At 33.2% G+C, this 25,218-nt stretch carries 20 protein-coding genes; 7 read left to right on the plus strand and 13 right to left on the minus strand.

Going from position 1 to position 25,218, the window contains the following annotated elements; all coding sequences use genetic code 11:
* Nucleotides 1-112: 112 nt before the first annotated feature.
* The 5 genes from D1816_RS14535 to D1816_RS14555 form a co-directional block, all read right to left on the minus strand.
* The gene (locus tag D1816_RS14535; RefSeq protein WP_118506264.1) at nucleotides 113-1,492 is read right to left on the minus strand and encodes a COG3014 family protein; all 1,380 of its coding nucleotides are present in this window, start codon (nucleotides 1,490-1,492) and stop codon (nucleotides 113-115) included.
* Nucleotides 1,493-1,601: 109 nt separating this feature from the next.
* A complete protein-coding gene (locus D1816_RS14540) occupies nucleotides 1,602-2,192 on the minus strand; it encodes a penicillin-binding protein activator LpoB (protein ID WP_066320200.1) in 591 nt (196 codons plus the stop codon).
* A gap of 64 nt (nucleotides 2,193-2,256) precedes the next feature.
* On the minus strand, nucleotides 2,257-2,676 hold the full coding sequence (locus D1816_RS14545) for a hypothetical protein (RefSeq protein ID WP_066320194.1): 420 nt from the start codon (nucleotides 2,674-2,676) through the stop codon (nucleotides 2,257-2,259).
* Between the two features lie 295 nt (nucleotides 2,677-2,971).
* Nucleotides 2,972-4,048, minus strand: coding sequence for an isoaspartyl peptidase/L-asparaginase family protein (locus D1816_RS14550; protein ID WP_118503760.1), 1,077 nt, complete (start codon nucleotides 4,046-4,048; stop codon nucleotides 2,972-2,974).
* 12 nt (nucleotides 4,049-4,060) lie between these two features.
* The gene (locus D1816_RS14555) at nucleotides 4,061-5,044 is read right to left on the minus strand and encodes a toll/interleukin-1 receptor domain-containing protein (RefSeq protein WP_066320190.1); all 984 of its coding nucleotides are present in this window, start codon (nucleotides 5,042-5,044) and stop codon (nucleotides 4,061-4,063) included.
* A gap of 324 nt (nucleotides 5,045-5,368) precedes the next feature.
* Here D1816_RS14555 and D1816_RS14565 point away from each other — a divergent pair, with 324 nt between their 5' ends.
* The 4 genes from D1816_RS14565 (at nucleotide 5,369) to D1816_RS14580 (ending at nucleotide 14,468) form a co-directional block, all read left to right on the plus strand.
* Nucleotides 5,369-6,442, plus strand: coding sequence for a PA0069 family radical SAM protein (locus D1816_RS14565; protein WP_118503764.1), 1,074 nt, complete (start codon nucleotides 5,369-5,371; stop codon nucleotides 6,440-6,442).
* A 539-nt stretch (nucleotides 6,443-6,981) separates the two neighbouring features.
* Nucleotides 6,982-8,997, plus strand: coding sequence for a M12 family metallo-peptidase (locus D1816_RS14570; RefSeq protein ID WP_118503766.1), 2,016 nt, complete (start codon nucleotides 6,982-6,984; stop codon nucleotides 8,995-8,997).
* A gap of 75 nt (nucleotides 8,998-9,072) precedes the next feature.
* Nucleotides 9,073-12,627: a discoidin domain-containing protein gene (locus D1816_RS14575; RefSeq protein WP_118503768.1), complete on the plus strand. Its 3,555-nt coding sequence runs from the start codon at nucleotides 9,073-9,075 to the stop codon at nucleotides 12,625-12,627.
* A gap of 620 nt (nucleotides 12,628-13,247) precedes the next feature.
* Nucleotides 13,248-14,468 carry a S8 family serine peptidase gene (locus tag D1816_RS14580; protein WP_118503770.1) on the plus strand — a complete coding sequence of 407 codons (1,221 nt, stop codon included), beginning with the start codon at nucleotides 13,248-13,250 and terminating at the stop codon, nucleotides 14,466-14,468.
* 95 nt (nucleotides 14,469-14,563) lie between these two features.
* On the opposite strand, the gene D1816_RS14585 is transcribed toward D1816_RS14580, so the two are convergent.
* From D1816_RS14585 to D1816_RS14605, 5 genes are all read right to left on the minus strand, one after another.
* On the minus strand, nucleotides 14,564-16,264 hold the full coding sequence (locus D1816_RS14585) for a helix-turn-helix domain-containing protein (protein ID WP_118503772.1): 1,701 nt from the start codon (nucleotides 16,262-16,264) through the stop codon (nucleotides 14,564-14,566).
* A 118-nt stretch (nucleotides 16,265-16,382) separates the two neighbouring features.
* Complete coding sequence (locus D1816_RS14590; protein WP_118506265.1) at nucleotides 16,383-17,033, minus strand: HD domain-containing protein; 651 nt, start codon at nucleotides 17,031-17,033, stop codon at nucleotides 16,383-16,385.
* Nucleotides 17,034-17,044: 11 nt separating this feature from the next.
* A complete protein-coding gene (locus tag D1816_RS14595) occupies nucleotides 17,045-18,046 on the minus strand; it encodes an acyl-ACP desaturase (protein WP_066320171.1) in 1,002 nt (333 codons plus the stop codon).
* Between the two features lie 12 nt (nucleotides 18,047-18,058).
* Nucleotides 18,059-18,799 (minus strand): lysophospholipid acyltransferase family protein, encoded by a 741-nt coding sequence (locus D1816_RS14600; protein ID WP_317041856.1) that lies wholly within the window; start codon nucleotides 18,797-18,799, stop codon nucleotides 18,059-18,061.
* A gap of 149 nt (nucleotides 18,800-18,948) precedes the next feature.
* Entirely contained in the window at nucleotides 18,949-19,359 is a 411-nt protein-coding gene (locus tag D1816_RS14605; RefSeq protein WP_066320169.1) for a BrxA/BrxB family bacilliredoxin, read from the minus strand.
* Between the two features lie 290 nt (nucleotides 19,360-19,649).
* Here D1816_RS14605 and D1816_RS14610 point away from each other — a divergent pair, with 290 nt between their 5' ends.
* On the plus strand, nucleotides 19,650-20,384 hold the full coding sequence (locus D1816_RS14610) for a TerB family tellurite resistance protein (protein WP_066320167.1): 735 nt from the start codon (nucleotides 19,650-19,652) through the stop codon (nucleotides 20,382-20,384).
* Nucleotides 20,385-20,405: 21 nt separating this feature from the next.
* Here the strand turns inward: D1816_RS14610 and D1816_RS14615 are convergent, their stop codons facing one another.
* Genes D1816_RS14615 through crtD form a run of 3 tightly spaced genes read right to left on the minus strand, consistent with a single transcriptional unit; the run spans nucleotide 20,406 to nucleotide 23,665 of the window.
* Nucleotides 20,406-21,551: a lycopene cyclase family protein gene (locus tag D1816_RS14615; RefSeq protein WP_118503775.1), complete on the minus strand. Its 1,146-nt coding sequence runs from the start codon at nucleotides 21,549-21,551 to the stop codon at nucleotides 20,406-20,408.
* On the minus strand, nucleotides 21,552-22,178 hold the full coding sequence (locus D1816_RS14620) for a carotenoid biosynthesis protein (RefSeq protein ID WP_066320163.1): 627 nt from the start codon (nucleotides 22,176-22,178) through the stop codon (nucleotides 21,552-21,554).
* Nucleotides 22,179-22,183: 5 nt separating this feature from the next.
* The gene (crtD, locus tag D1816_RS14625; protein ID WP_118503777.1) at nucleotides 22,184-23,665 is read right to left on the minus strand and encodes a 1-hydroxycarotenoid 3,4-desaturase CrtD; all 1,482 of its coding nucleotides are present in this window, start codon (nucleotides 23,663-23,665) and stop codon (nucleotides 22,184-22,186) included.
* A 99-nt stretch (nucleotides 23,666-23,764) separates the two neighbouring features.
* Here crtD and D1816_RS14630 point away from each other — a divergent pair, with 99 nt between their 5' ends.
* On the plus strand, nucleotides 23,765-24,181 hold the full coding sequence (locus tag D1816_RS14630) for a hypothetical protein (RefSeq protein WP_118503779.1): 417 nt from the start codon (nucleotides 23,765-23,767) through the stop codon (nucleotides 24,179-24,181).
* A gap of 47 nt (nucleotides 24,182-24,228) precedes the next feature.
* Nucleotides 24,229-25,146 carry a DMT family transporter gene (locus D1816_RS14635; protein ID WP_066320158.1) on the plus strand — a complete coding sequence of 306 codons (918 nt, stop codon included), beginning with the start codon at nucleotides 24,229-24,231 and terminating at the stop codon, nucleotides 25,144-25,146.
* The last annotated feature ends 72 nt before the right edge of the window (nucleotides 25,147-25,218 follow it).

A 25,218-nucleotide genomic window follows, 5' to 3' on the forward strand; every position in this document is an offset into this window, starting at 1 on the left:
CACTACAAAAAATTATTCTACGATAAAATCTAACAAAGATTTTGACAATATATCTAAGCAATTTTTCAGCTCATACTTCTCTCTGATATAATATTTCTGATCCAACTTTTTTTTATAAAATTTCGGGCGTAGTAATTTTGGCAAAAACCAGGCTACCAGATTTTTGAATCGAAATAGACTTGGTCGTCGTATTGTTATATCGATCTTCTAGTACCACATCTAATTTGTTTTTTCCTTGTTTAACAGGTACTCTTGAATAATGAATATGCTCTGGTAAACTTTGCCAATTGCGCGTATCTGCTCCTTCTGTAATAGCATTAAATATTCCTAATAAATTTCCTGAAAGCTCATCCTTACTTTTAAGTAAATATTCTGATGTCTTTTTTGTAACCAATCTCAAAGCAACATTACCTATTTCTCTATACGTTCTATCTTTTAATGTTTTATACGCTATATTGTTGTAATTTTCTGTTAATTGAAAAGGATATTCTACCGAATCTATCTGAATACTAGCTTTACGAAATAGTGCTTGGCGACTCACATACTTTGGAAAAGCTACGCGAAAGATATCCAGACCCACATCATCAGAATAATCTATCGGAAGAGGAATTGTGAGATCTAATTCTTCATTAAAGACAGAGAAAAAACCAATATCGCTACCTGGAACAACTGAAAATGTAAATGCGGTCTCATCCTTATAAGGTACCAAGCCATTTTCCCAAAAAACAACAGCTTCCCTTGTTTCTTCTTCTTTTCTTTGGTAAGAAATGCCTAATAGATCTTCATATCGTTCAATTTCGCTATAAAAGCCCATAAAATCGGCAGTTCGAAAGAAATCTTCTTTTAACTGGTTTGGAATTGCAACGCCAAAATAATTACCCCCGTTTTGGAGATATAAATCAATAGCATTGCGATATGCTATAAATGCATTATTTTGATCTCCAGAAGATTCATATAACAATCCTTGAAGTGTCAATGCAAAAGTATCATTTACATATCTGTTTTTCTTTCCCTCTGGATATTTTTCATTTAGATATTGTAGTTGTAAAGTAATTCTTTTGGCTTCTACAAGGGCTTCGTCAATGTCCTTAAGAAAGAGATAATTTAATGCTTTATAGTAGTGTATCGCTACTTTTTCAAAATCTTCGCCTTTATAAAATTGACGTTCAGGATTTGTAAGCACTCCTAGTATTTTACCCCCAACATCTCTTTTATTTTCCTCGATTAGTGCATCGGCTTTATTAAAAAACTCATTACTAAGGAGATAATTATCATCTAAATATGCTATTTTTCCTTTTTCCATATAAAACAACAATTCATTTCTTTTTTTCTTTAAAAATGAATTTTGATCAACAGTTTTCAATGCTCCGCTATAATCATTTTGTTGAATTTTTTGTTGAAATGCATCGCTTTTACCCCTATATGTGCTGCAACTCATCAAAACAAAAATCAAGCTAAAAGCGATATACTTAAAATCTATTTGGATATTCATAATTGTCTTTGGTTTAAATAACTCTCCTTGGACCTTCATGATTTTTTAAGATCATGCTCCCACCAAATAAAAGTCAAGAAGAGTTAATAGCTTACAGCAATAGTACTTTTTAGTTTTTTACAAATTTCTTAATCTTCTTATCTCCAATCCATACTTTTTCGTTAGACTGAATATCGATTAACTCTAAATCAACCTGGTAATACACTACTTTGTCACGCTTATGCGCATCTACAATAGAATTAATATTACCTTGGATGATATAATCTGCGCCTGTTTCAAGTCCAAATTTTTTCATGGTTGTCACCGATGCATTATTTTGTTGATCTGCCCGTTCACCGCGCAATTCTTCTCTCATTTTTCCTCCTTGTACTACTTTTGCTCTTTGCGTATTTAACAATGATTTCTCGATATCTTTTACAAATGTTTCACTTTCGATATGTTCATGACTTTTATTTCTGATTAAGCCTACTATAACCACTGGTTTTTTTCCTTTTTTTATTGTATGATCTGATGCCCAATTAGCGTTTACAATCTGATTACTTAAGTCTTCTGCTGTAAATCTAGAGTCACTATCGTTCCATCTTCCACTTACCTCTATTGTGCTATCTGTAGCAACTCTGGTAATCTGTCTTGAACATGACATGGAGATCATTATGATAATTAAGAAAAGTGCTTTGTATTTTACTCGTATTGTTTTCATCTGATATTATTGTTTTTTTATGATTTATTTCTTGGGTATTTTTTAATTAATGTTGACAGTTTTTTTACCAAAAACAAGTACTCCATAGTGCTACTTCTAAAACTCCTAGGCCTATGGCAACAGGTACTGACAGATCGTTAGAATAATTGTAACCATATCCATTAACCCCATAAGCGTTGAAATAATATGGATCGTAACCATATGCATATGTTGGGTTTTGGGCTCTTGCAAGAGCTCTTTCATGACGTCTTAATCGCCTTTGGGCTCTTCGTTCTCGTTTTTCTTCGATAGGATCTCTTGCAGTATAGGTTTCTTGTAGTGTGGTTCCTTGTTGTAACGTATATGAACTGCGAATTGAATCGTATTTTTTCAAGGACACTTCATAATTTGGATTTTGAAGCCCTAAAAGATCTTTAGATTCTTGTGCCTTTAGCATCCCCTGATAACCAAAAAATACTACTAGTATAATTATAATGTTTTTCATTGAATTAAATTTTTATTGATCTACTATTTCCCATTTGTGATAACATTAGTATCACTTGTTATCCTAAAACAAACAAGGTGCATATTACCCTACTTTATTTTAAATAACTAACAAAAAATTTCTAGAGATTGCATAAAAAAAGAAGCTCTTAATTATCATTAAGAGCTTCTCGAAAGACTATATTAATGGCTCTATTTACAATTGTAAATAAGCACATTGTAGTATCATATTAAATTAAAACCACATTGGTCTTATAAAAGGATAGAAACGTTGTATATATTACTAAATGTTATGGCTACTCTTCTTCGTTGTATATTCCAACAATCAGTTCTCCTTCTGCATTCATAGTTGCGCGATACATTCCGGCAGTATTAAACTCCATAGATACATTGCCTTTATTATCGATAGCTATGATACCCCCTGTACCGCCTAACTTCGTTAATTTTTTCTGAATCACTTCGTGCGTTGCTTCTTGTAACGACAATCCTTTATATTCTATCATCGCAGAAACATCGTAAGCAACCATACCCCGAATGAAGTATTCTCCCCAACCTGTACTAGATACTGCGCAAGTAGCATTATTTGCATAGGTTCCTGCTCCGATAATTGGTGAGTCTCCTATACGATTCCATTTTTTATTGGTCATTCCTCCTGTAGAAGTACCCGCAGCCAAATTACCATTCTTATCTAAAGCTACGCAACCTACTGTTCCAAATTTTGAATCTTTAATTAATGGATCATAAAATGCCGTAGTTTTATTTGCTTCTTTATTTTTTAATTTCTCTTTTACCTGTTTTAAGGCTTTCATTCTATGTTCTGTATAAAAATATGATGGATCCACAAGTTCTATATTTTGTTCTTTGGCAAACGCTTCTGCCCCTTTACCAGATAATAAGACATGAGGAGAGTTAAGCATAACTTCTTTTGCAAGGTTAATTGGATTTTTTACTGTTTTTACTCCTGCTATTGCACCAGCGTTTAGCGTATTTCCATCCATAATAGAGGCATCTAATTCATTTACACCTTCGTTTGTAAAAACGGCACCCTTTCCTGAGTTAAACAATGGTGAATCTTCGAGGATATTAATTGTTTTTTCTACAGCTTCTAAACTCGTTCCTCCATTTTTTAAAATTGTATGACCAACACGAATTGCTTCTGTGAGTTTAGCTCTAAATTCGGCCTCTTTTTCTGGAGTCATATTTTTTTTCAAAATGGTACCTGCACCGCCATGAATAACAATTCCAAACGCATCTTGAGCGTCAGTAACAATTGTTTTGGGGGTATCTACTTTTGCTATTTTTGTAGTTTCTTTATGTTGTTGTTTACATGCTATAAAAAAAACAAAGCTTAAGGCTATTAGGACTCTATTCATTTCAAAAATAATTTAAAGAGGTTTGTGTTTACTATAATCTACTAAAGCTATTCTTCCTTGGAAGAATCTAAAAGTTAAATGTATTACATTTCCACCGTTATCTTCTAAGCTTATAGATTTATTTAACTCAAACTCATAAGGTTGCTGCTTTCCTCCTTCGATAGCAATATTATCGGCATATAGCTCAAATCCTTTAGTTTGTTTTAATAAAGGTTCTAATTTACCGGAAATAGCAGGTATTTGTCCTGATTTATTGATAATAGCAGATCCCGAACTATTATTTTTTTCTACAGTCACTGCAATATCCTCTTTAGGATTAACTTCTTTAAAAAGCACTGCTGGATATTCTGGATGCGAAATTAAAACAGTATATACTTTTCGAGTTCTAATAATAAAATGTGCCAATCCTTTTTCATCTGTTATCCCTTCTAAATATGTAGAGTTATCCGCAACTAATACCACATTGGCATTTTTGATATTAACTCCTTTTTCGTCAGAAACTTTTAATGAAAATATAAATGGTTTTGCACTAACCATGGTAGAGAGTTTCGACCATTTTTTTCTGAAAAAAGTTTGATCTTTAGTTACTTTCTTTTGGATCAAGGTGGCTAATTCCTCTGGTGTTTTATCTTTCAGATCAATATAACCTACTGTTTTAAGAATTCCGGGAATCTCTGTATCATCGAACCTTGCAGGTAAAATATATTCGCGACTTTCTTGAAACGCTCTGGCTTGCATCGAAACTCTCTCATGATTTGTCCATAATTTCTGATTATAAAAACCTGAGATAAACATAACTGTATACCTTGCTTTACTTTGGTAAATCTCTGATAAATGTTCATACAAGTTCTTTCCCCATAGATTTGCCTCTTCAAACAAATCATAGAACACTTTAATGCCTTTTATTCTCAGGCTATTTGCAACTTCTTCAACATACGCCCGATTCTCTCCTGCAAAGGAAAGCGCAACATCATACTCATAGCTATTATTTTTCATCATTGCTTATTTTTCTTTTTCAACCAAAAAACTTAATTGACTTTATTTATAGCGCCAATTTTCATACCAATTTTAGACATATCACAATCGTCATAAATCGTTTATGATATCTGTATTTCTTCTCTGTAAAAAATTAACAAGAGCTATCGACTATTCTGATAAAAATGCATACTTATACTAGTAAAAACTAGATCAGAGTATAGTCTTGATTCATCATCTGGTTGGTATAGTACAAAATTAACTTCTTTATTTGGAAATATTCCATTTTTTATAGGAAATATTCCAACAAAAGTTTTACTTTTAAACCGTAAAAAAACCGTACTCATGAAACCAGAAAACCGCATCAAAGGCAGGGGAGCACAGGAAAAAGTGCAAAATAAGTTCTTTATTCACAATCATGAGTTGCGCGATGATTTCTTAAATTATTGCCAAAACGAAGGAGAGCAAATCGACAAGTATAAGACAACTTTTATTGAAACGTTTCCAAAAACAATTATCAATAAAGTAACAAGTCCAGATGTGGGTATGGCATACTCTCTTAATCCATATCAAGGTTGTGAACACGGATGTGTATATTGTTATGCTCGTAATTCTCACGAATATTGGGGTTATGGTGCAGGCCTAGATTTTGAAACTAAAATTTTGGTTAAAAAAAATGCTCCCGAACTATTAGAAAAGAAAATACGAAACAAAAACTGGAAAGCCTACCCCATTTCTTTATCCGGAAATACTGACTGTTACCAACCCATAGAAAACAAACTAGCTATAACGCGAGAACTGCTTAAAGTATTTCTGAAATATCGACACCCCGTCGGAATTATAACCAAAAATGCACTCATCCAACGAGATATGGATATTCTTTCAGAACTAGCTAGTTATGATTTAGTTTCAGTATATCTTTCTATTACTTCACTACAAGAAGAGACTAGACGAATTCTAGAACCCAGAACGGCAAGTATTAAAAAACGCTTGGAAACCTTAGAGAAATTAAATGGATTGGGGATCCCTACAAATGTTATGATGGCTCCTATTATTCCTTCTATTAACAGTCATGAAATCCTACCTCTGGCTAAAGCTATTTCAGAACGAGGAGCAAAAAGCATTGGATATACTATTGTTAGGCTTAATGGAGCAATCGGAGGGATTTTTACTAAATGGCTAGAAACTGCTTTTCCTGATCGCAAGGATAAGATTTTACATCAGATCATGCAATGTCATAATGGTAACTTAAATGATAGCGTATTTGGCAGAAGAATGAAAGGAAGTGGTCAAATGGCTAATCAGATTCATCAACTTTTTGCTTTAGCCAAAAAAAAGTATTTCCCAAAACCAGAAAAACAGTATTTAAATTGTGATTTACATGAGGACTATAAAAACAATCAGCTTAAACTATTTTAACTGTACTTAATTCTACTTTATACAAGTAAAAAATATTTAAGTTTATAAAAAAGTTGAATATTACAAGTACTATTATTAAAAAAATTAATATCCCAATACTCATGTTTAGCAAAAAATTGTAATTTTGGGTCACCAATTTAAACCGTCAAAACACAATCCCATACTAACTAATCATCAAAGCTCTTAAAATGAAAAAATCCCCAAATCATTTCCGAAGTTCGTCTTCCCTTTTTTTAAAGAAAACACTATTTCTAGTATCAAAGCATAGCTATACTACTTTGAAATAATCCTATTTTAGAAATAAGAACAAAAAAAGACAGCAAAACAACTGTAAATCAATCATTTAAAAAACATTTATAACTTCTTAATATAAGGATTATACAATCCTTGTATCGACTATATGTTATTCTAGATTACCCTAAAATCTTCTATGAACTAGGGTATTATCCGGATGATACATTGGGTTGTTTTATAATATGTCCAACATAGTAAACCAATAACTTAATATATTCATTTAAACCCCTTAAAACCCAAACTTTATGAAACGTATTTTTACATTTCTCGTCATGTTGTTTATGACAACGCCTTTTTTTGCCCAATCCCATAACCTTAAACCTAAACAACAAATTGCTACAGCCAAGCGCTTAGGAAAATCTTTTAAAGAAGTTTCTTTATTTAGCTTGAAAAAAGGAAAATCTAATGTCCCCCTTCCTAAAGAACTTAAGGAATACTCTATTTTATCCTTGCAATCATCTGTCATGAAAAATTTTAAGTCATCTGCTCCAGAGGCTATGAATCTTTTATTACCAGGACAAAAATCATCAATGCTTTTAGAATTAGTAAAAGTAGAAATTGCAACAGATGATTTTTCGATTGTAGAAATGCCATCAGGAAGAATTATTCAACCCAGTAAAAATATCGCGCACTATCGCGGAATTGTTAAAAACAGTCCTAATTCTATTGCTGCTCTTACCATTGTAGATGGTGAAGTATCTGGAATTATAAGTTTAGATGATCAGATAGGTAATTTGGTACTTGGTAAATTAAGTAAAAGCCAAGATCATATTCTTTATGAGGATAAGGATATTAGTCACCTTAATGATTTTGTCTGTCAAACCGAAGATATTCACGCTAAAGGAATCGAAAAAAACGATTTTTCAAAAGAAGCTCCTGCTGCTAATCAAGTTAAGTGTCCTGAAATATTTTTTGATATCGGTAATGATGTCGTTAGAGATAAAGGAGGTAGTCAAGCAGCTAGTAATTTTGTTCAGGCTATGTTTAATCAAGTTGCGATATTATATGCTAATGATGGCGTAAAAATAAAACTTTCTGGTATTAAAGCTTGGACATCGACTACTCCATTTAATGGTTTAGATAGTTTTCGTAGTTATAGAAATCGAAATGGATTTAATGGTGACCTCGCACATTTTGTAACCTACAATTACTCGGGTGGTGTTGCTTGGGTGAACGCTCTTTGTGGTTCCTACAGATACGGTTTATCAGGTATAAATCGTAATTATCAGAATGTTCCTAGATACTCTTGGAATATATCCACAATTGCTCATGAATTAGGTCATAATTTTGGATCAAGTCACACGCATTCTTGTTCTTGGAATGGTAATAATACCGCAATCGATGGCTGCTATAATACCGAAGGAGGCTGTGGTCGTCCAGGAATACCTTCTGGAGGAGGAACTATTATGAGTTACTGTCATTTAACCAGTGCTGGAACAAACTTAAGAAAAGGGTTTGGATCGCAACCCCGAAACGTAATTCAGAGATCAATCAGGAGAGCAAGTTGTGTAGGTACTTGTTCCGACGGTGGTGATGGCGGTGGTGACGGTGACGAAGTAAACTGTGTCGGGATTGATGAGTGGTCTGGTAATGTAAACTATACCGCAGGAGATAAAGTAACTTACAGAGGTAGACTATTTGAAAGAACAGCAAATAATGGCTGGAATGATCTAGGAGAGTGTAGTTCTGATCCATGTTCTAGAGCCGTGCAATGGACAGCAAACACAACATATTCTCCTGGTGACGTTGTTATTTATCAAGGCAATGTATGGTTAAGAACAGCAGATAATGATTGGGAAGCCGTACAATGTAATAATAATAATAACATCGATCCATGTGCCACTGTAGCCCCATGGGCAGAAGGTATTAATTATGGTGCTGGTGATCAAGTTGTATTTGAAGGCAAAGTATTTGAATGGTCAGGAACCGAATGGATTGAAATAGCCACTTGTGCTGGTACTCCTGCATCTTCACCTAGGAATGCAGATGCATTAAAAGCAAAAAGTTCTAACATTATACTATACCCTAATCCAGCTAAGGATTTTATCACATTAGAAATAGAAAATGTTAATGGTAAGCATACAAGTATTATTATTAAAAATATGCAGGGTACCAATATTTTCACAAAAACCATCAATAAGACCTCTCCTCGTAGAAGTGTAAAAGAAACTCTAGATATTCAATCGTTGAATAGCGGAATTTACTTTATACAAATAATCAACGGTGATACAATTAGCACTAAAAAGATAAATATCAAATAAACTCTTATTGTAAATTTTTAGAAAGGGTATGTAGTACAACGCATACCCTTTTAACCATCTTATAAAATAAAACCAATGACACAACTCAAAAAAATATCTCCTTTTTACTGGAGATTAGTTCTAGTGCTTTTCTTTTTAATCAATCCGATGAATTATCAAGGTTCTGCACAAGAATTATTTCAGATGATGCAAAATCAAAATGACTACAGTGTAAAAAAACTAGAACGTTTAGGAACTAAGTATTATAAAAACCGTGAAAAAGGTAAAGGAAGTGGATATAAGTTATACATGAGAAATTTGTACTGGGCTAAACGAAATGCCGACGCAAATGGTCGTGTTATAAGTGCAAGTCAAGTTGTAAGTGAATCCGAAAAATTTCAGAAATCCTGGAACAAAAACAGTAGTCCTACTTCAAAAATTGTACAAAGAAGTAGTAATTGGAAAGAATTAGGTCCTTTCAACTGGTCACGAACTTCAAGTTGGACTCCGGGACTAGGAAGAGTTACAGCTATTGCTGTAGAGCCTTCACAACAAAAGATTATCTATGCCGGTTCTCCAGGAGGAGGTATTTGGAAATCTATTGATGCTGGTAAAAGTTGGAAACCGCTAGGAGATCAGATGGCTAATATGTCTATTTGGTCAATAGCAATAGATCCCAATAGTACCAACACCGTATACCTAGGAAATTCTGCGGGTCAAATTATGAGATCTACAAATGGAGGTACTTCATGGACGCAAATATACAGGGTTAGTGGTACCCCCAGAAGAATTCTTATTCACCCAAGCGATAACAGAATTTTTATCGGGACATCAAGAGCACTTTATCGATCAACCAATGGCGGGAGTTCTTTTAGTTCAGTACTAAATTCTCCTGCAGAAGATGTTGAATTTAAACCTGGAAACACAAGTGTAGTTTATGCCTGCGGAAACAGTTTTTACAGATCAACAAATGGCGGGCGTTCTTTTAGCCGAATAACTAGTGGAATTTCTGCAACTGAACGTATGAAAATGGCAGTAACTCCGGCCAACCCAAATGCCATTTATCTAGTCCAAAAAAGAGGAAGTAGTTTTGGGTATTTATATCGATCTCTAGATGGTGGTAGCAATTTTACGCAACGTGCGAACTATAATAGCATATCTACTAATCAGGTATATTTTACACAAGCCTCTAGAGATATGGCCATAACAGTATCCGACTCCAATGCAAACGAAGTTTATTTGGGAGGAATGGATTTCTCAAGATCTACAAATGGTGGTACTAGCTTCTCCAAACTAGCTACATGGAGTTCTCCAGAAGATAGATCCTATGTTCATGCCGATATCGAAGTAATGCAATACATCAACGGTACTTTGTATGTTGGTAGTGATGGTGGGATATTTAGAAGTGTTAACCGCGGAAATAATGTGACCGATTTATCACAAGGAGGATTAGGTATCAAACAATACTATCGTATTGGTAATTCGGCAACAGATGCAAATATGATTGTAGGAGGTTCACAAGATAACGGAACCAATATAATGTATGGATCATCTCGGCAATTTAAAGAATGGTTAGGTGCAGATGGTATGGAATGTTTTATCGACCATAAAAATAAAAATGTAATATACGGTACAGTACAGTTTGGTTCGTTGTACAAAAGTACAAACGGAGGTAATAGTATTGGAAGTATTAGCAAACCTGGTAATTTTAGTGGAGAATGGGTAACTCCTTTTATGATGGACCCTATTAACAATAAAAAGATTTATGTAGGATACAGAGATCTATATCGAAGTAATAATGGTGGTAGCAGAGGCAGCTGGAGTAATTTAACAAGTAACATCAATCTTGGTGGTAATCTTGATGAAATGGCAATCGCAAAATCAAACAACAACTACATATATATTGCTCAAGAGGGTCGAGTATGGAGAACCAAAAATGGACAAAATAATAATCCAATATGGACCGAAGTAAGTAATTTTAGAGGCAATGTAAATTTTATCGCCGTAGACCCAAATAATCCTGAGCGAGTAGCAATTGCTGCCACTGGATCCAGAGTGTACCTATCTACAAATGCCGGAAATACCTGGGTGAATATTAAAAGAAATCTACCTAACATATCTGCACAATGTTTGGTTTTTGATGACACCTCTGCCAATGGTTTATATGTGGGAATGCAATCTGGTGTATACTACATAAATGATGCACTTAACAATTGGACTCCTTTTTCAACAAATTTACCCAACGTTCAAACAAGTGATCTAGAAATTCATTATGCTACTCGAAAAATTCGCGTCGGTACTTACGGGCGTGGTATTTGGGAGTCTGATCTTTTTGATGGGAATATTGATACCGAAGAAATAAATCCACCTAGTGATTTAGTTTCAGAAGTAAATCAAAAAGACGTAACCCTAACTTGGAAAGACAATTCTACTAACGAAAATGGCTTTACTATCGAGAGAACAACAGGTAGTACTTATGAAAGAATAGGTTTTGTAGAAACAGGTGTAGTTACTTATACTGATAAAAACTTATCCAACAATACTTATACGTATCGTGTTAGAGCTTATGACAATGATAGTTACTCAAATTATTCTAATACCACTAAAGCAGTCGTGGGAGACACTGATACTTATGATGTTAATGCACCAAGTGATTTAGTTTCAGAAGTAAATCAAAAAGATGTTATTCTAACCTGGAAAGACAATTCTAATAATGAGAATGGCTTTACAATCGAAAGAACAACAGGTAGTACTTATGAACGAATAAGCTTTGTCGGCACCGGTATAGTAACCTATACAGACAAAAATGTAGCTAATGGTTCTTATACCTATCGCGTTAGAGCATATGATAGTGACAGTTACTCTGACTACTCTAATACCGTTACTGCGGTTATAGAAAATATTAATATTATTGACAATTGTGAAGGTTGCGTTGTTTACGAAACTAATAGTGAAGAAACCACAAACGAAGACCATTCAAAAGAAAAAGCCGCAGATGGCGACCCCAATACATACTGGCACTCTAACTGGTATGACGATGGCGCATCACATCCTCATTATATCTCTATAGATCTTGGAGAACAAAGAGATTTGGTTGGCTTTTCTTACCAAGGTAGACAAACAGGTACAACAGGTATGGTAAAGGATTATATTTTATTTGGATGGGACGGTAATAATTGGCAACAATTAGCCACGGGTGCATTTCAAAAATCCACGCTCAAACAGACTGTAGAGTTCGATAAATTTAAATGCCGATACATATACTTTAGAGCGCTATCTGAAGTAGATGATAAACGATGGGCGTCTGTTGCCGAATTTACAGTAAGATATACCCCTAGCCAAACTAATCCTGAAGCTCTTAACGCACCAATTCAAAATTCTGTTCCTCCGACTGTTGATCTTACAGATTTTGACGGTATCAAAGTATTTCCTATTCCTTTTGGAAATGAATTGATGATCAAAGGTGTTTCCTCAAAAAAAGCAGCACGTTCCATTCAGTTAATTGGCACAAATGGTAAGCTTCAAAGAACAAAGACTTCTTTAAATGGGGATTTGATAACTCTGGACACGCATCAATTGCTCAAAGGGTTTTATATTTTGCGTATAGAGCAAAATGGAACTGAAAAAAACATAAAGATTTTCAAAAAATAAAGAATACAACAAAGAAAAGATATGTTTTTTAAGTGCAATTTATGAATCTATGAGTTGAGTTTAAAGGTACTTGTTAGGTTTATGGCCTAAAACACTTAAAATACTAATTTTGATATTGCAATCAGTACTATCTGAAAGTAGCTAAAAGTTATTGCCCAATATGCACATATTGGGCAATTGCTTTTTTTATTAAATAAGGTTTATTTATTAAATTTTAGTCACTTACAAATTTATGTAAGAAATATTGCAGATTTATTCCTAATGAAAATGCACTTATTTATTAAATTAACGTTAATTCAGTCTTAATATACAGTTAAGTTTTACTGTACTGTTTTTAGTTTTGTATCTTAATTTTCTTTCGAATTTTTGTTCTGTTTCAAAATTCTCTTTTTTGTTTAGCCCCTTTGTTTCCAATAACGCAACAGTGTTGCATTACTGAATGTTAAGGGATATTTCCTCTTATTTAGTGGCACACGAACTACACACAACCCTTTTCTTGTTACGCTTTTGCCGTATTTCATTATTAAAATTAATCTCTACTTTTGAATAATTGACTTGAAATAACTCAACGCTTTAATTTAATTTTAAACTCAAATATTTAACACAAAAATCAAGTAACAATGAAAACTAAATTGAAAATTTTAAGTATCGTAACCGTTTCATCTTTCTTCTTTTATAGTTGTGAAAAAGATTCAAATGAGCTTACTGATATAGAAACAGGGGTAGAAATTACTGATACTACTATAGGGGCAGATCAAGCAATACCTGGAGAGTATATTGTAATTTACAAAGAGGATAAGTCTCTATCTGGTAAAAGTGCTGGAATGAAAGCTAAATCCTTACAAACGTTATCAAAATATGCTATGGGAGAGGATAACATAAAACAAACCTACAGTGATGCTATTCAAGGATTTGCAGTTAAGAATTTAACTCTAAAACAAGCAGAAATGCTTAAAAATGATTCTGAAGTAGCTTTTATAGAACCAAATTATATTCATAAATTGGATGTAGATATGGGTAAACCTGTAAGTACGCTTCCTGCAACAGTACAAGGAAAAGATGCTACTAAAGATACTCCACTTCCTAACGGAGATTTTTTACCTTGGGGTATAGAAAGAGTAGGAAGAGCTAATGGTAGTGGTAGAACTTGCTGGATTATCGATAGTGGTATCGCTCCGCATAGTGATCTAAATATTAATACTGGTAGAAGTAGAAGTTTTGTAGGCGGATCATGGCAAGATCAAAACGGACATGGAACTCATGTAGCAGGAACCGTTGCTGCAAAAAATAATGGATCTGGAGTTGTAGGTGTAGCTTTTGGAGCTACTGTAGTTTCTGTTAGAGTATTAAATGCTGCAGGAAGTGGTGCTACATCTGGTATTCTTTCTGGAGTAGATTATGTAGCTCGTAATGCAGGAAATGGAGATACTTGGAACTATAGCGTAGGATTTCGTAATAGATCTACTTCACAAGCCATTGATAATGCCTTTAGAAATCTTGAAAGAAGAGCGATCGGAGCTATGGCAGCAGGAAATAGCAATGATGATACGCAATTTTATTCTCCACAAAGATTACAAACAAGTAGAATTTGGAATGTTGGTAACATGACTCGTTCTGGGGCTGCTGCAGGATCTTCAAACTTTGGAAGAAGTGTAGATCGTTGGGCTCCTGGTACTGCTGTATGGTCTACTTGGTTAAACGGTCAGTTTAATAGAATCTCTGGTACATCTATGGCATCTCCACACGTAGCTGGTATTTTATTACTAAGAGGTAATAGTACTGGAACAAATGGATCTGTTAGAAAAGGAGGATACACTGCTCCTATTGCTACTGTAAATTAAATAAACAATCCAATATATGTTTTGAATTTGTTAGAGGCTGGGGTTAGAAACCCAGTCTCTTTTTTTTGTGGTAGAACGATAAGATCATCCGATTTTTATTTCTCTAATTCTTTGATAAAGTACGATGGATAAATCCCTGTGTTTTTATAAAATGCTTTTGAGAACGCTTCTGCATTATTAAAACCAATTTCTTGTGCTATTGCTTTTATAGTATATTTTCTAAACATTCTATCTTTTTGCAATCTATCGATCACAAAGTCAATACGCAAATCATTAATATACGTACTAAATGTCTTTTCTTTAAACGTATTAATCACTTTAGAGAGGTAGCTAGAATTAGATCCAAAACTTTTGGCTAAGTCCTTAGCATTAAGAGTTGCTTTTAAAAACCCCTTACTCTCTTCAAACTTTTGTAATTGATCTAGTAAATTATTTACAGTTTCTTTATTAAGTGTAGAACCACTTGACTGTTTACTAGCATCATCTTTTTTAGCCGTCTTATCTCTTAATTGTATGAATCGTTTTTTAAATAGTCGTTGTCGATAGTTGTAATAGATCACTCCAAACAAACTTAACCCCAAAAGCAACGATATAATAATGTTTTTTGAATATATAATTTTATTTTCAGCCTCTAAAGCGGTTATAACTTTTTGTTTTTCTTCAAGTAATTTTGGAGTATCAAATTCTAGCAATAACTGATCACTTACTAACCTATAATTATTATTTAACGCACTATCAACTTTTAACAATTTATCAATATATTCTAATTGATTGGGATAGTCATTTTTTTCTTTATAATAGTCGGCTAATTCAAAATAGGTTTGTCTCTGCTCGGACATAAAATAGTTAGAACCCTTAAGTAAGGAATCTACCTTTTTAAAATAGGAAAATGCTTCTTCTATTTCATTTAAAGCCTTATTAGCTTTTCCAAGATAAAAATATGCGTAAATTATGTCATTCTCATAAACATCTTTTGATATAGAGTCTATAAATATGGGCAGGAATCCTTCTAATTTACTTTTTGCATCTACATATCTCTCATCAAAGTAATCTAATATTGCATCGTCTAGGTCAAATATAGACACTCTATCGTCCCTTCTTAAAGATTTGAATTTAAGACCTTTTTGATTTAAAACTCTTGCTGAATCTAATTGATTATTTAACCTATAGGCTGAAGATAAACTGGATAAGGTTCGAAGATAGTAAATAGTATCCCATTTACCTTTATTTGCTTCCATGTTACTTTCATGATAGGCTATACATTCCTTTAATATCGCTCTAGCTTCATTATATTTCCCCAAACCCATTTTTAGATAAGAAATATTTTTTTTAACTAAATAAACATAGGCTTCATTATCATCTCTTTTTGCATATTTTAAGGCCATTAGGTAATCCTTTAATTGATTTTTGGGATCTCCTTGGGCTCTAAAACTAAGTGCTCTTTTATTATAAAGCAATTCAGGATAATGTTTTATATCGGCATTTTTACCATATAAGATTGCAGAATCAAGCATTTGAATTCTTTTAATATCCAAAGGACTATACAACAAACTTCTTAAACCATAAGATCTTGCTATGTTACTACTATCTCCCGTATTTTTAGCTCTACCAGAGTAGATATCTATGTAAATCTTGGCTTTAAATTTATCAGTTTCAAAAGTTTTAAGAAACGCTGCTTTAAGCTCTTCATATGTCTTACTTTTCAAAGAGTCTGGTACTACAAAAGACTGCCCATATCCAGTAAGGGAAATAAAAAAAAGAAAAAAGATGAATTTATGATACTGTTTTAACTGCATAGCAAATACTTTTTAACGCAGATCAAAAATATTTAATTAGAGAGCTTTTGGGCATACGATAACCTAAAAATACTAGAAACAGCGCACTGATTTTATAAAAAACAGGTCATTTTACAATTCATAACTCACCTTGCCACTCTTTATAGAATTGGTCTAAGAAAGTTTCCATATAGGTATGGCGTTGTTGAGCGATTTTTTTACCAGTTTCAGTATTCATTCTATCTTTTAGTAAAAAGAGTTTCTCGTAGAAATGATTTATGGTTGGGGCTGTAGATTTTTTATACTCCTCTTTACTCATATGTAGATTAGGAGCAATGTCAGGATCATAAAGAGCCCTGTTTTTAAAGCCTCCATAGTTAAAACATCTAGCTATCCCTATAGCACCAATGGCATCTAACCGATCGGCATCTTGTATAATATCTAATTCTGGAGAGGTGAATTTTTGTATAACGTTTCCACCTTTAAAAGAGATATTCTCGATGATGTTTACCACATGATCAATCACCTCTTTTTTAACATGCAGTCCTTCTAGAAATTCTGATGCTACTCTGGATCCTACAGTTTCATCACCATCATGAAATTTAGAATCTGCGATATCATGTAGCAGTGCTCCCAATGCAATAATAAGGTGATCTACGTTATCTTCGCCTTTAGCAATTAGTCTAGCGTTATTATATACCCTTTGTATATGAAACCAGTCATGCCCTCCTTCGGCATCTGCTAGTTTTTCTTTTACAAAATCTATGGTCTTGGATATAACTTTATCCATAGTGTTATCTACTACTTGATTAAAGCAGGTTGTACCCATTTAAATTCAAAAACATCTTCTGGGATTACTAGTCGCTCACTAATACGTTGCATTCTGGCAGGTAGTTTCATTACAAAATCACGTGCTTTCTCTGCCTCATCAGTTAAATCTACTAGTTTATCGATTTCCCACTTGTCGATTAATCGTTGCATGATGTCTATATAATCTTGAGAGGTATACACTCCTAGACGTTGTGCAGCATTTGAAAATTCTTCAAAAGCAGTTCCTATAGCATCTCCCGATTCTCTAAGAAAATGAGCTGGCATAACGATTTTATGTTTCATCATATGGCTAAAGGCAACCATCATTTGGCTAGGATCGACTGCAAAAATATCTTTTACAAACTCGCTATATGCATTATAGTGGCGCATTTCGTCTCCTGCAATAATTTTACACATTTTTGCTAGAGATTTATTAGAATATTCTCTTGCTAATTTAGCAACACGACTATGAGAGATATTTGTAGCTAATTCTTGAAAACTTGTATAAACAAAGTTTTTGTATGGATCTCTATCTGTACCGATATCAAAACCATCATTGATTAGGTGTTGTGTAGTACGCTCTACTTCGATCATATTTACTCGACCAGAGAGGTATAAGTATTTATTTAAGGTATCACCGTGTCTGTTTTCTTCGCTAGTCCAATATCGTACCCAACGAGACCATCCATTACCTTTTCCATCTTCATGTTGGTTTACCCCTTCTACATCCATCAACCAAGATTCGTAAGTAGGTAATGCTTCTTCTGTAATAGTATCCCCAACCAAAACTACCCAAAAATCATAAGGAAGTTCTTTTGCCAATTCTCTAAGTTCTTTAACTTCTTCAAAAAAAGTATCCTCATTTTGAGAATCTGGTAAAAAATCTGTTGGCTGCCATACCTTGTCTATTGGGATCAAAAACTTATCGATATATGATTCGATTTTTTTCTCCAATAACTGCATTACTTCTAATCTAATATTATCTATAGCCATGATGATGGTGTGTTAATTTCGTATTGCTAAAGTAACCCTTTCTTCTATCTTTTTTATCAATAATTCGGGTTCTTTATCTATCGAGATGGGTTCTTGTACTTCTAGCGTTAAATGTATCCCGATTCCCATGGGGAAATTTCCGTACTTTACTAGTTTCCAACTGTTGTTTATCGTTACCGGTACCACAAGAGCTTCAGGCGCATTTTTAAACAAAATTTTTAAGCCGGTAGCTGCAAACTCTTTAGGGTTTCCGTCTTTACTTCGGGTTCCTTCAGGAAAAATTACCGCTGCAAAATTATGTTCTGCGATATATTTTCCGAATTTTGACAGTGCTGGTATGGATTGCTTTGGGTTTTTTCTATCAATTAAAACATGACCGCCATGCCTTAAATTAAAGGAGATACTTGGAATTCCTTTTCCCAATTCGATTTTAGAAATAAATTTTGGCTTATGTCTTCTCAAATACCAAGAAATTAATGGGATATCGAACATGCTCTGATGGTTCGAAACAATAATCAGAGGTTTATTTTTTGGTAAATCATGTTGATTTTTAAAACTAAAGGTTACTCCCAGTGCATGCAAACATCTTAACAAACATAAATTCATGATGTTAATGACACCTCTATGAGCTTTAGCGCCTCCTAATGTTACACCTAGCCACTGTAACAAATGAAAAATGACTAGTGTTAATCCAAAAAGTAAGTAGAAAATTACAGAAAGCGGATAACTTAATATCCTTTTTATTGCCTCCATGATCTCTTTTAAAAATTATTAAATATGTCTTGTGTTATCGACGTGCAAGGTCTTACATTATTTCAAGTAAACCAATAGTTTTATAAAATAAAAACCGTTTGCATAGACAAACGGCTTTGTATTTTTATAGCATATATAATGCTTACTTTTTAACAATGCTCGTTGTACGCATCTTTAAGGTTTTCTGCAATCATATCTGCTGGTCTTCCTTCGATATGATGACGTTCTAACATGTGCACTAATTCTCCGTTCTTAAACAAAGCCATTGATGGCGATGATGGAGGAAATGGAATCATAAATCCACGAGCCTTATCTGTAGCTTCTCTATCAACACCTGCAAAAACAGTTACTATATGATCTGGTTTTTTATCATTTATTAAAGAAGCCTTTGCTCCTGGACGCGCATTTGCTGCAGCACAACCACATACTGAATTTACAACCACTAATGTTGTTCCTTCTTTTGCGATAGCAGTTTCTACAGCTTCGGCAGTTTGCAATTCATCAAAACCTACATTGGTAAGATCTTCTCGCATTGGTTTCACTAAATCTGCTGGATACATATTTCTTTTATTTTTTTGTATTACAATTTTATGCAAAGGTACAAATTATGTACTAAATACTGATTACTTACGTATAGTCGTATGCCCCTAATTTAACTAACATTATGATTTTTTTATTATCAATTAAGCATTGTCTATTAATTTTCTTGTAAAAACATCGTTTTTTTGTTCTAATAGAAAAAGTAATCACCTATTTAGTAACAAATATGGGTATTTAATGTCTAATAGTATGTAGACAAAATATCAATAGATAATTTCAGTTATCTTTACAACCCAAAAAAATATCATACATGATTAAATGGTTTGCAGCCATATTAGGAGCAGGATTTTTTAATGTCCCAGGAGCAATTCTTGGTTTTATAATAGGTAGTTTAATCGATGCCTCTACAAATAAAGGCGGCAGTGTATTTAAAGAAGTTTTTAAACAAGAATCTAATATTACACCAGCAGATTTTGAGCTTAATTTATTGTCTCTATCTTCTATGGTTATCAAAGCTGACGGCAAGGTAAATCAAACAGAATTAGACTATGTAAGACAATATTTTGTAAGTGCCTATGGTAAAGATAGGGCTAATGCCACCTTTAGAACCTTTAATGAAATAATCAAAAACAGAGAAGTTTCTGCACAGCGTATTTGCATGCATATTAACCAACACACCAGATACCCTTCTAGATTACAGATTCTTCATTTTTTGTTCGGAATTGCAAAAGCCGATGGTCATGTAAGTGAGTCTGAAGCCGAAGAAATACAAAAAATCGCAGGGTTTATGCGTATCAACTTTAGAGATTTTGAAAGTATAAAAGCCATGTTTTTTAAGACTGGTGACCATGCTTATAAAATCCTTGAAATTGATAAAACTGCTACAGATGCAGATGTAAAAAAAGCCTTTAGAACTATGGCAAAAAAATACCACCCTGATAAAATTCAGCATATGGATGAAATCCATATTAAAGGTGCCGAAGCCAAATTTAGAGAAGTGCAAATGGCTTATGATCAAATTAAAAAAGAACGAGGTATGAGTTAGTTATTTATTCATCAAAAGTGCTTATCTAAAAATACGTTGCCATAATACTTTTAAAAATAACCCAGCAGGAAGACTTGTTGTTATCTTTATTTCCTCTACAATTGAAGTTTCTTCGTCTAGAAATTTCAGAATTTTAACTCCTTTGTTCTTTTGAAATAACTTTGAAAACAATGTCGCACCAATATAATTTTTCTTATACAAAAGGTCTATAAATAGTAGATCGTAATACCAAAACCTGTTTCTTTTTCCAAATTTAGACATATTGTTATTACCAGCTTTTAAGTAAAAGGTAAGTTCCTTAATCTTTTTTAAGGTTAAGCTAAAAGTAAATCCAGTACTGGGTTTGGTCCAACCACCTGCGGTACCAATATGTATGATATTTTTTGAATTATGTTTTCTAAAATCATAGCACGTCATAGGAATACAACCTTGCTCCTTTTCGACAATTTCGTAATCTGTAATTCCTTTGTTTTCTAAATACTTTATGATTTCTGTTTCATAATCCTGATATTCCAAAAGATCTTCAGAAAATAAAGTATACTCAAATAATGCTTCATTTTTAGAAAGTGGAAGCATATACATAAATCGTGTATTTCCTTGCTGGGGTAGTTCAAAATCCATAAAAGTGGCTGTATCAGCATCAAAAATTGAAGTAGTAGTTTTTACAAACCAACCAACAAAATGTTGATTTAAAACAGGATATTGCTTTTGATTTTTAAAATCGGTGGATAGCATCACACTATTAAAGATTTTTTGACCAATATAAATTTGAGTATCCGTTTTAACAATAGCTTTATCTCCTTCATCGCTAATAGAGATAATACTTTCATGGTGAAAGGCTATATTAGATTTTGTCTTTATTGTATCAAAAATATATGTATAAAAATCTTTGCTTCTGATCAATTTATATTGATATGGGAGGATTTTTATAGTATCTGAAAATTTTTGACTCCCAAAATAAATGGTATTCCACTTTTTACTTACAATTTCATCCCAAATCCCCAAGTCTTTTTCCCAAAAACACCAAGTGCGATCATTTTGATTTTTGACTTCTTTATCTAAGATTAAAATTTGCTTTTCATCAAAAAAAGGATCAATTGCCATGTGGTAGGCCAACATTAATCCTGACGCTCCAGAACCCGAAATGATATAATCAAAATTTTGCATCTACAGAAAAGAAAAAGTCGTAAAAAACACCAATATAGCAATAAAAATATGTAGCGATATCTTGAAATGAAATACTTTTACGCTTTTTTGAAAAAGTATGTGCGCCAAAAATGCAGTAAAAAACCACCCTACGTAGTTTTGGATAGGAACTACATTATTTTCAAATTGCCAAAAATCAAATTTAGGAGCGACTCTTTCGATAACCACATCTAAAAGAACCATTAGCATAGCGGCCAAAGCAGATGTTAAAAATATGTTTTTATGAATTTTTATCACCAATCCCGCAGAACAATATACTAAAATCGCCCAATTCACGCCAATAATCCAAGGTACACCATAAATCTTAGCACCTAAATTATTTCCGTATTCATAATTCCCAAAAATCAAACCGTAGTTAACTCCCAAAAATTCTGTTATCATTCCTATGCTAAACGGAATTAACAAAAAGAGTAATAAATTCTTGTTGAATCCAGCGTTCCAAATAATAAGTATCAGATAAATAACCAGGTTAAGGCAGGTAAGTGGTAAAAACCAATCTTCATACCCGATAAGAATACCTATAATTCCCGAGATAGTAAACAGCCAAATGATAACAGCAGATATTATATTTTTTGTACTTGAGTGCATATAAATTATTTCTTAAAATCTTTTTGAACTAGTTCTGAAACTATCTTTCCTGACAATAAACACAGTGGTATGCCACCGCCTGGATGCACGCTGCCACCACAGAAATACAAATTTTTAATTTTGCCAGAAAAATTAGCATGCCTTAAGAAAGCAGCATACTTATTATTACTTGATGAACCATACAATGAGCCTTTATATGATTGGGTTTTAGATTCTATAGACTTTGGATTCAAAATTTCTTCGGTTTCTATTAAAGGCCGAATGTCTACTTTCAAAATCCTAGATATTTTTTTCAAAATATGCTGTCTTGACATTTCTATGATCGTATCCCAATCTTGATTTTCATTGCACGGCACATTTATCATTACAAACCAATTTTCGCAACCGTCTGGCGCATCATTAGGCTCGTTTTTTGAACTTATATTGATATAAACTGTAGGATCTTTTGAAACTTCTTTTTTATTAAAAATAGCATCAAATTCATCCTTATACTCTTTTGCAAAAAATACGTTATGCAACTCTAATTCTGAAAACACTCGTTTGATTCCCCAGTAAAATATAAGAGCAGAACTTGATCTAGATTGTTTGAGTATTTCATTAGGATGCTTTTGATCCGGAAGCATTTTTTGATACGTAGGCACAATATCCATATTTGAAACTACTATATCTGCTTGAAGATATTCATCTTTGATTAAAACCCCTTTAGCCTTTTTGTTTTCAACAACAATTTGATCAACTGTAGTATTAAATCTAAATTTTGCTCCTAAATCTAGTGCTAATTGATATAAGCTTTTTGTTATGCTATACATTCCTCCTTGCGGAAAAAACGTTCCGTAGTGTTGTTCTAAATGTGGAATCATAGACATGATCCCAGGAGTTTTATAAGGAGATGAACCATTATATGTTGCAAATCGATCAAAAAACTGTACCAATCTAGGGTCTTTATATGCTGATGTATTAACCTTATGTAATGTTGAATCAATATCCAACACACCAATCTTTGCAATTGCCTTTAAAGTATCTTTAGAGAAGTATGTAGAAAACTTATGTAGAGAACTTGATAAAAATATTGAGCTAGTAAGGTCATATTTTTGCTTGCTCTTTTCGAAATATTTTAAAATTTGAGATGCTTTTACATCAAAAACGGATGAAGCCTCTTGGGCAAACTTGTTTTTGTCTGCAAATGCAGTAAACCGAGTTCTATCTTCATAAAAGTAATTGCAAACTTTCTCTTTTTTTACATAGTTAAGGTACTTGCTAATATCTTTTCTGCTGCTCTCGAATAGTTCCTCAATAAACTGTGGCATTGTAAATAAAGAAGGGCCACAATCAAATCGGTACCCATTCTTTTTAAACTCTGTTACTTTTCCGCCAGGTGTGGTATTAGATTCTAAAACCAAAACATTGAAATTTTGGTTTTGCAGACGTATCGCAGCTGCAAGACCTGCCATACCTGAACCAATAACAATTGCTGTTTTTTTATTCATATCATACTTTAGAAGTATGTTCAAAATTCCGAAATAAGATCAGACTTTAAAGCTATACACGTTGTTTTTTGTATATCTTTAACTTCTGTTAAACGCGCTATGAGACGATTACTTATTCTACTGCTATATATAGTATCGACTGCTTCAACAATTGCTCAGGATACTACCAAAATTGAAATCCCAAAAATAATTTCAAAACTTAAAATCGAACATAGCTTAGATTTTGACTCAAAAAGCATCAAATTTGTTCGTGTACTTGAAGATTCTAGATGCCCAACAGGTGTATCTTGCATGTGGCAAGGCGAGGTAAAAATTCTTATTGAAATCTCTGAGAACAAAAAAGTAATTGAAGAAAAAGAACTTGTTTTTGATTCAAAGTCTCCTTCACCTGATAAAGCAATACAATTACTTGTTACTGACCAAAAAACAATTTATGTATTTAATGTTAGCCCTTATCCAACTTCTGAAGGACCTATTATGAAGACAGCATATTTTCTTGAATTAATTGTTAAATAACGAAGACAGTACCTCATGAATCCAGTTGGTTTTGCTTTCTTTGCCAAATGATTTCAAATAAAGCTAAAGCTCATCTCGCCTTATTAACAGTTAATATTACTTATGGTGCTAATTACCTTATTGCTAAAGGGCTAATGCCGCATAAAATTGAAGCTTCTGCTTTGGTGTTTCTTCGTATTAGTGGCGCAGGACTTTTATTTCTATTTCTGAAATTTTTTATTAAAGAAAAAGTAGAGAAAAGAGATATCCCTAGACTTGCATTATGCGGAGTTTTAGGTGTTGCTACAAATCAGTATTTCTCTATGAATGGTCTTAGTCTAACCTCGCCCGTTGATGCTGCAATTATAATTACGGCAATGCCTATTTTCACTGTAATCATAAGTTATTTTTTACTAAAAGAACCTTTAACAACTCAACGAATTCTTGGTATATCAATTGGTGGACTTGGAGCTGTTTTATTGATCTATTTAGGAAACTCTGGACTAGGAACCGGATCTCTTATTGGCAACGTTTTTATTGCTATTAATGCATTAGCTTTTGCTTTTTATTTAGTAATTATTAAGCCACTCATGGCCAAATACAAACCCATGACAGTTATCGTATGGACTTTTTCTTTCGGGTTTATAGCGATGTTTCCATTTTGTATCAGCCCCTTAATTAATACGGATTTTCACGCATTCGAGTTTTCAAATTGGATATCCCTATTTTATGTAGTGGTAGGTCCAACTTTTTTAGCTTATTTACTTAATATGTTTGCACTACAATATGTAAAGCCAACCGTTTCTAGTAGCTATATTTATGTACAACCGGCAGTTGCAATGATATTAGTTGGTATAGTGTCTTATCTTGTAGTAAATAGTCAATACCAAGGTGATATAACAGTCACGAAACTTTTATGTTGTATTCTAATTTTTGTTGGCGTATACTTAATTAGTAGCACACCTTTAAAGCGATTAAAGAAGTGATGATTTCTTTTTAAAGTATTGTCTTAATATTAATGTCATGGGTAGTACAATTGCTATTCCAAAAATAGCATA

Origin of the sequence: Aquimarina sp. AD10, from assembly GCF_003443715.1 — a bacterium.
GTDB lineage: Bacteria > Bacteroidota > Bacteroidia > Flavobacteriales > Flavobacteriaceae > Aquimarina > Aquimarina aggregata.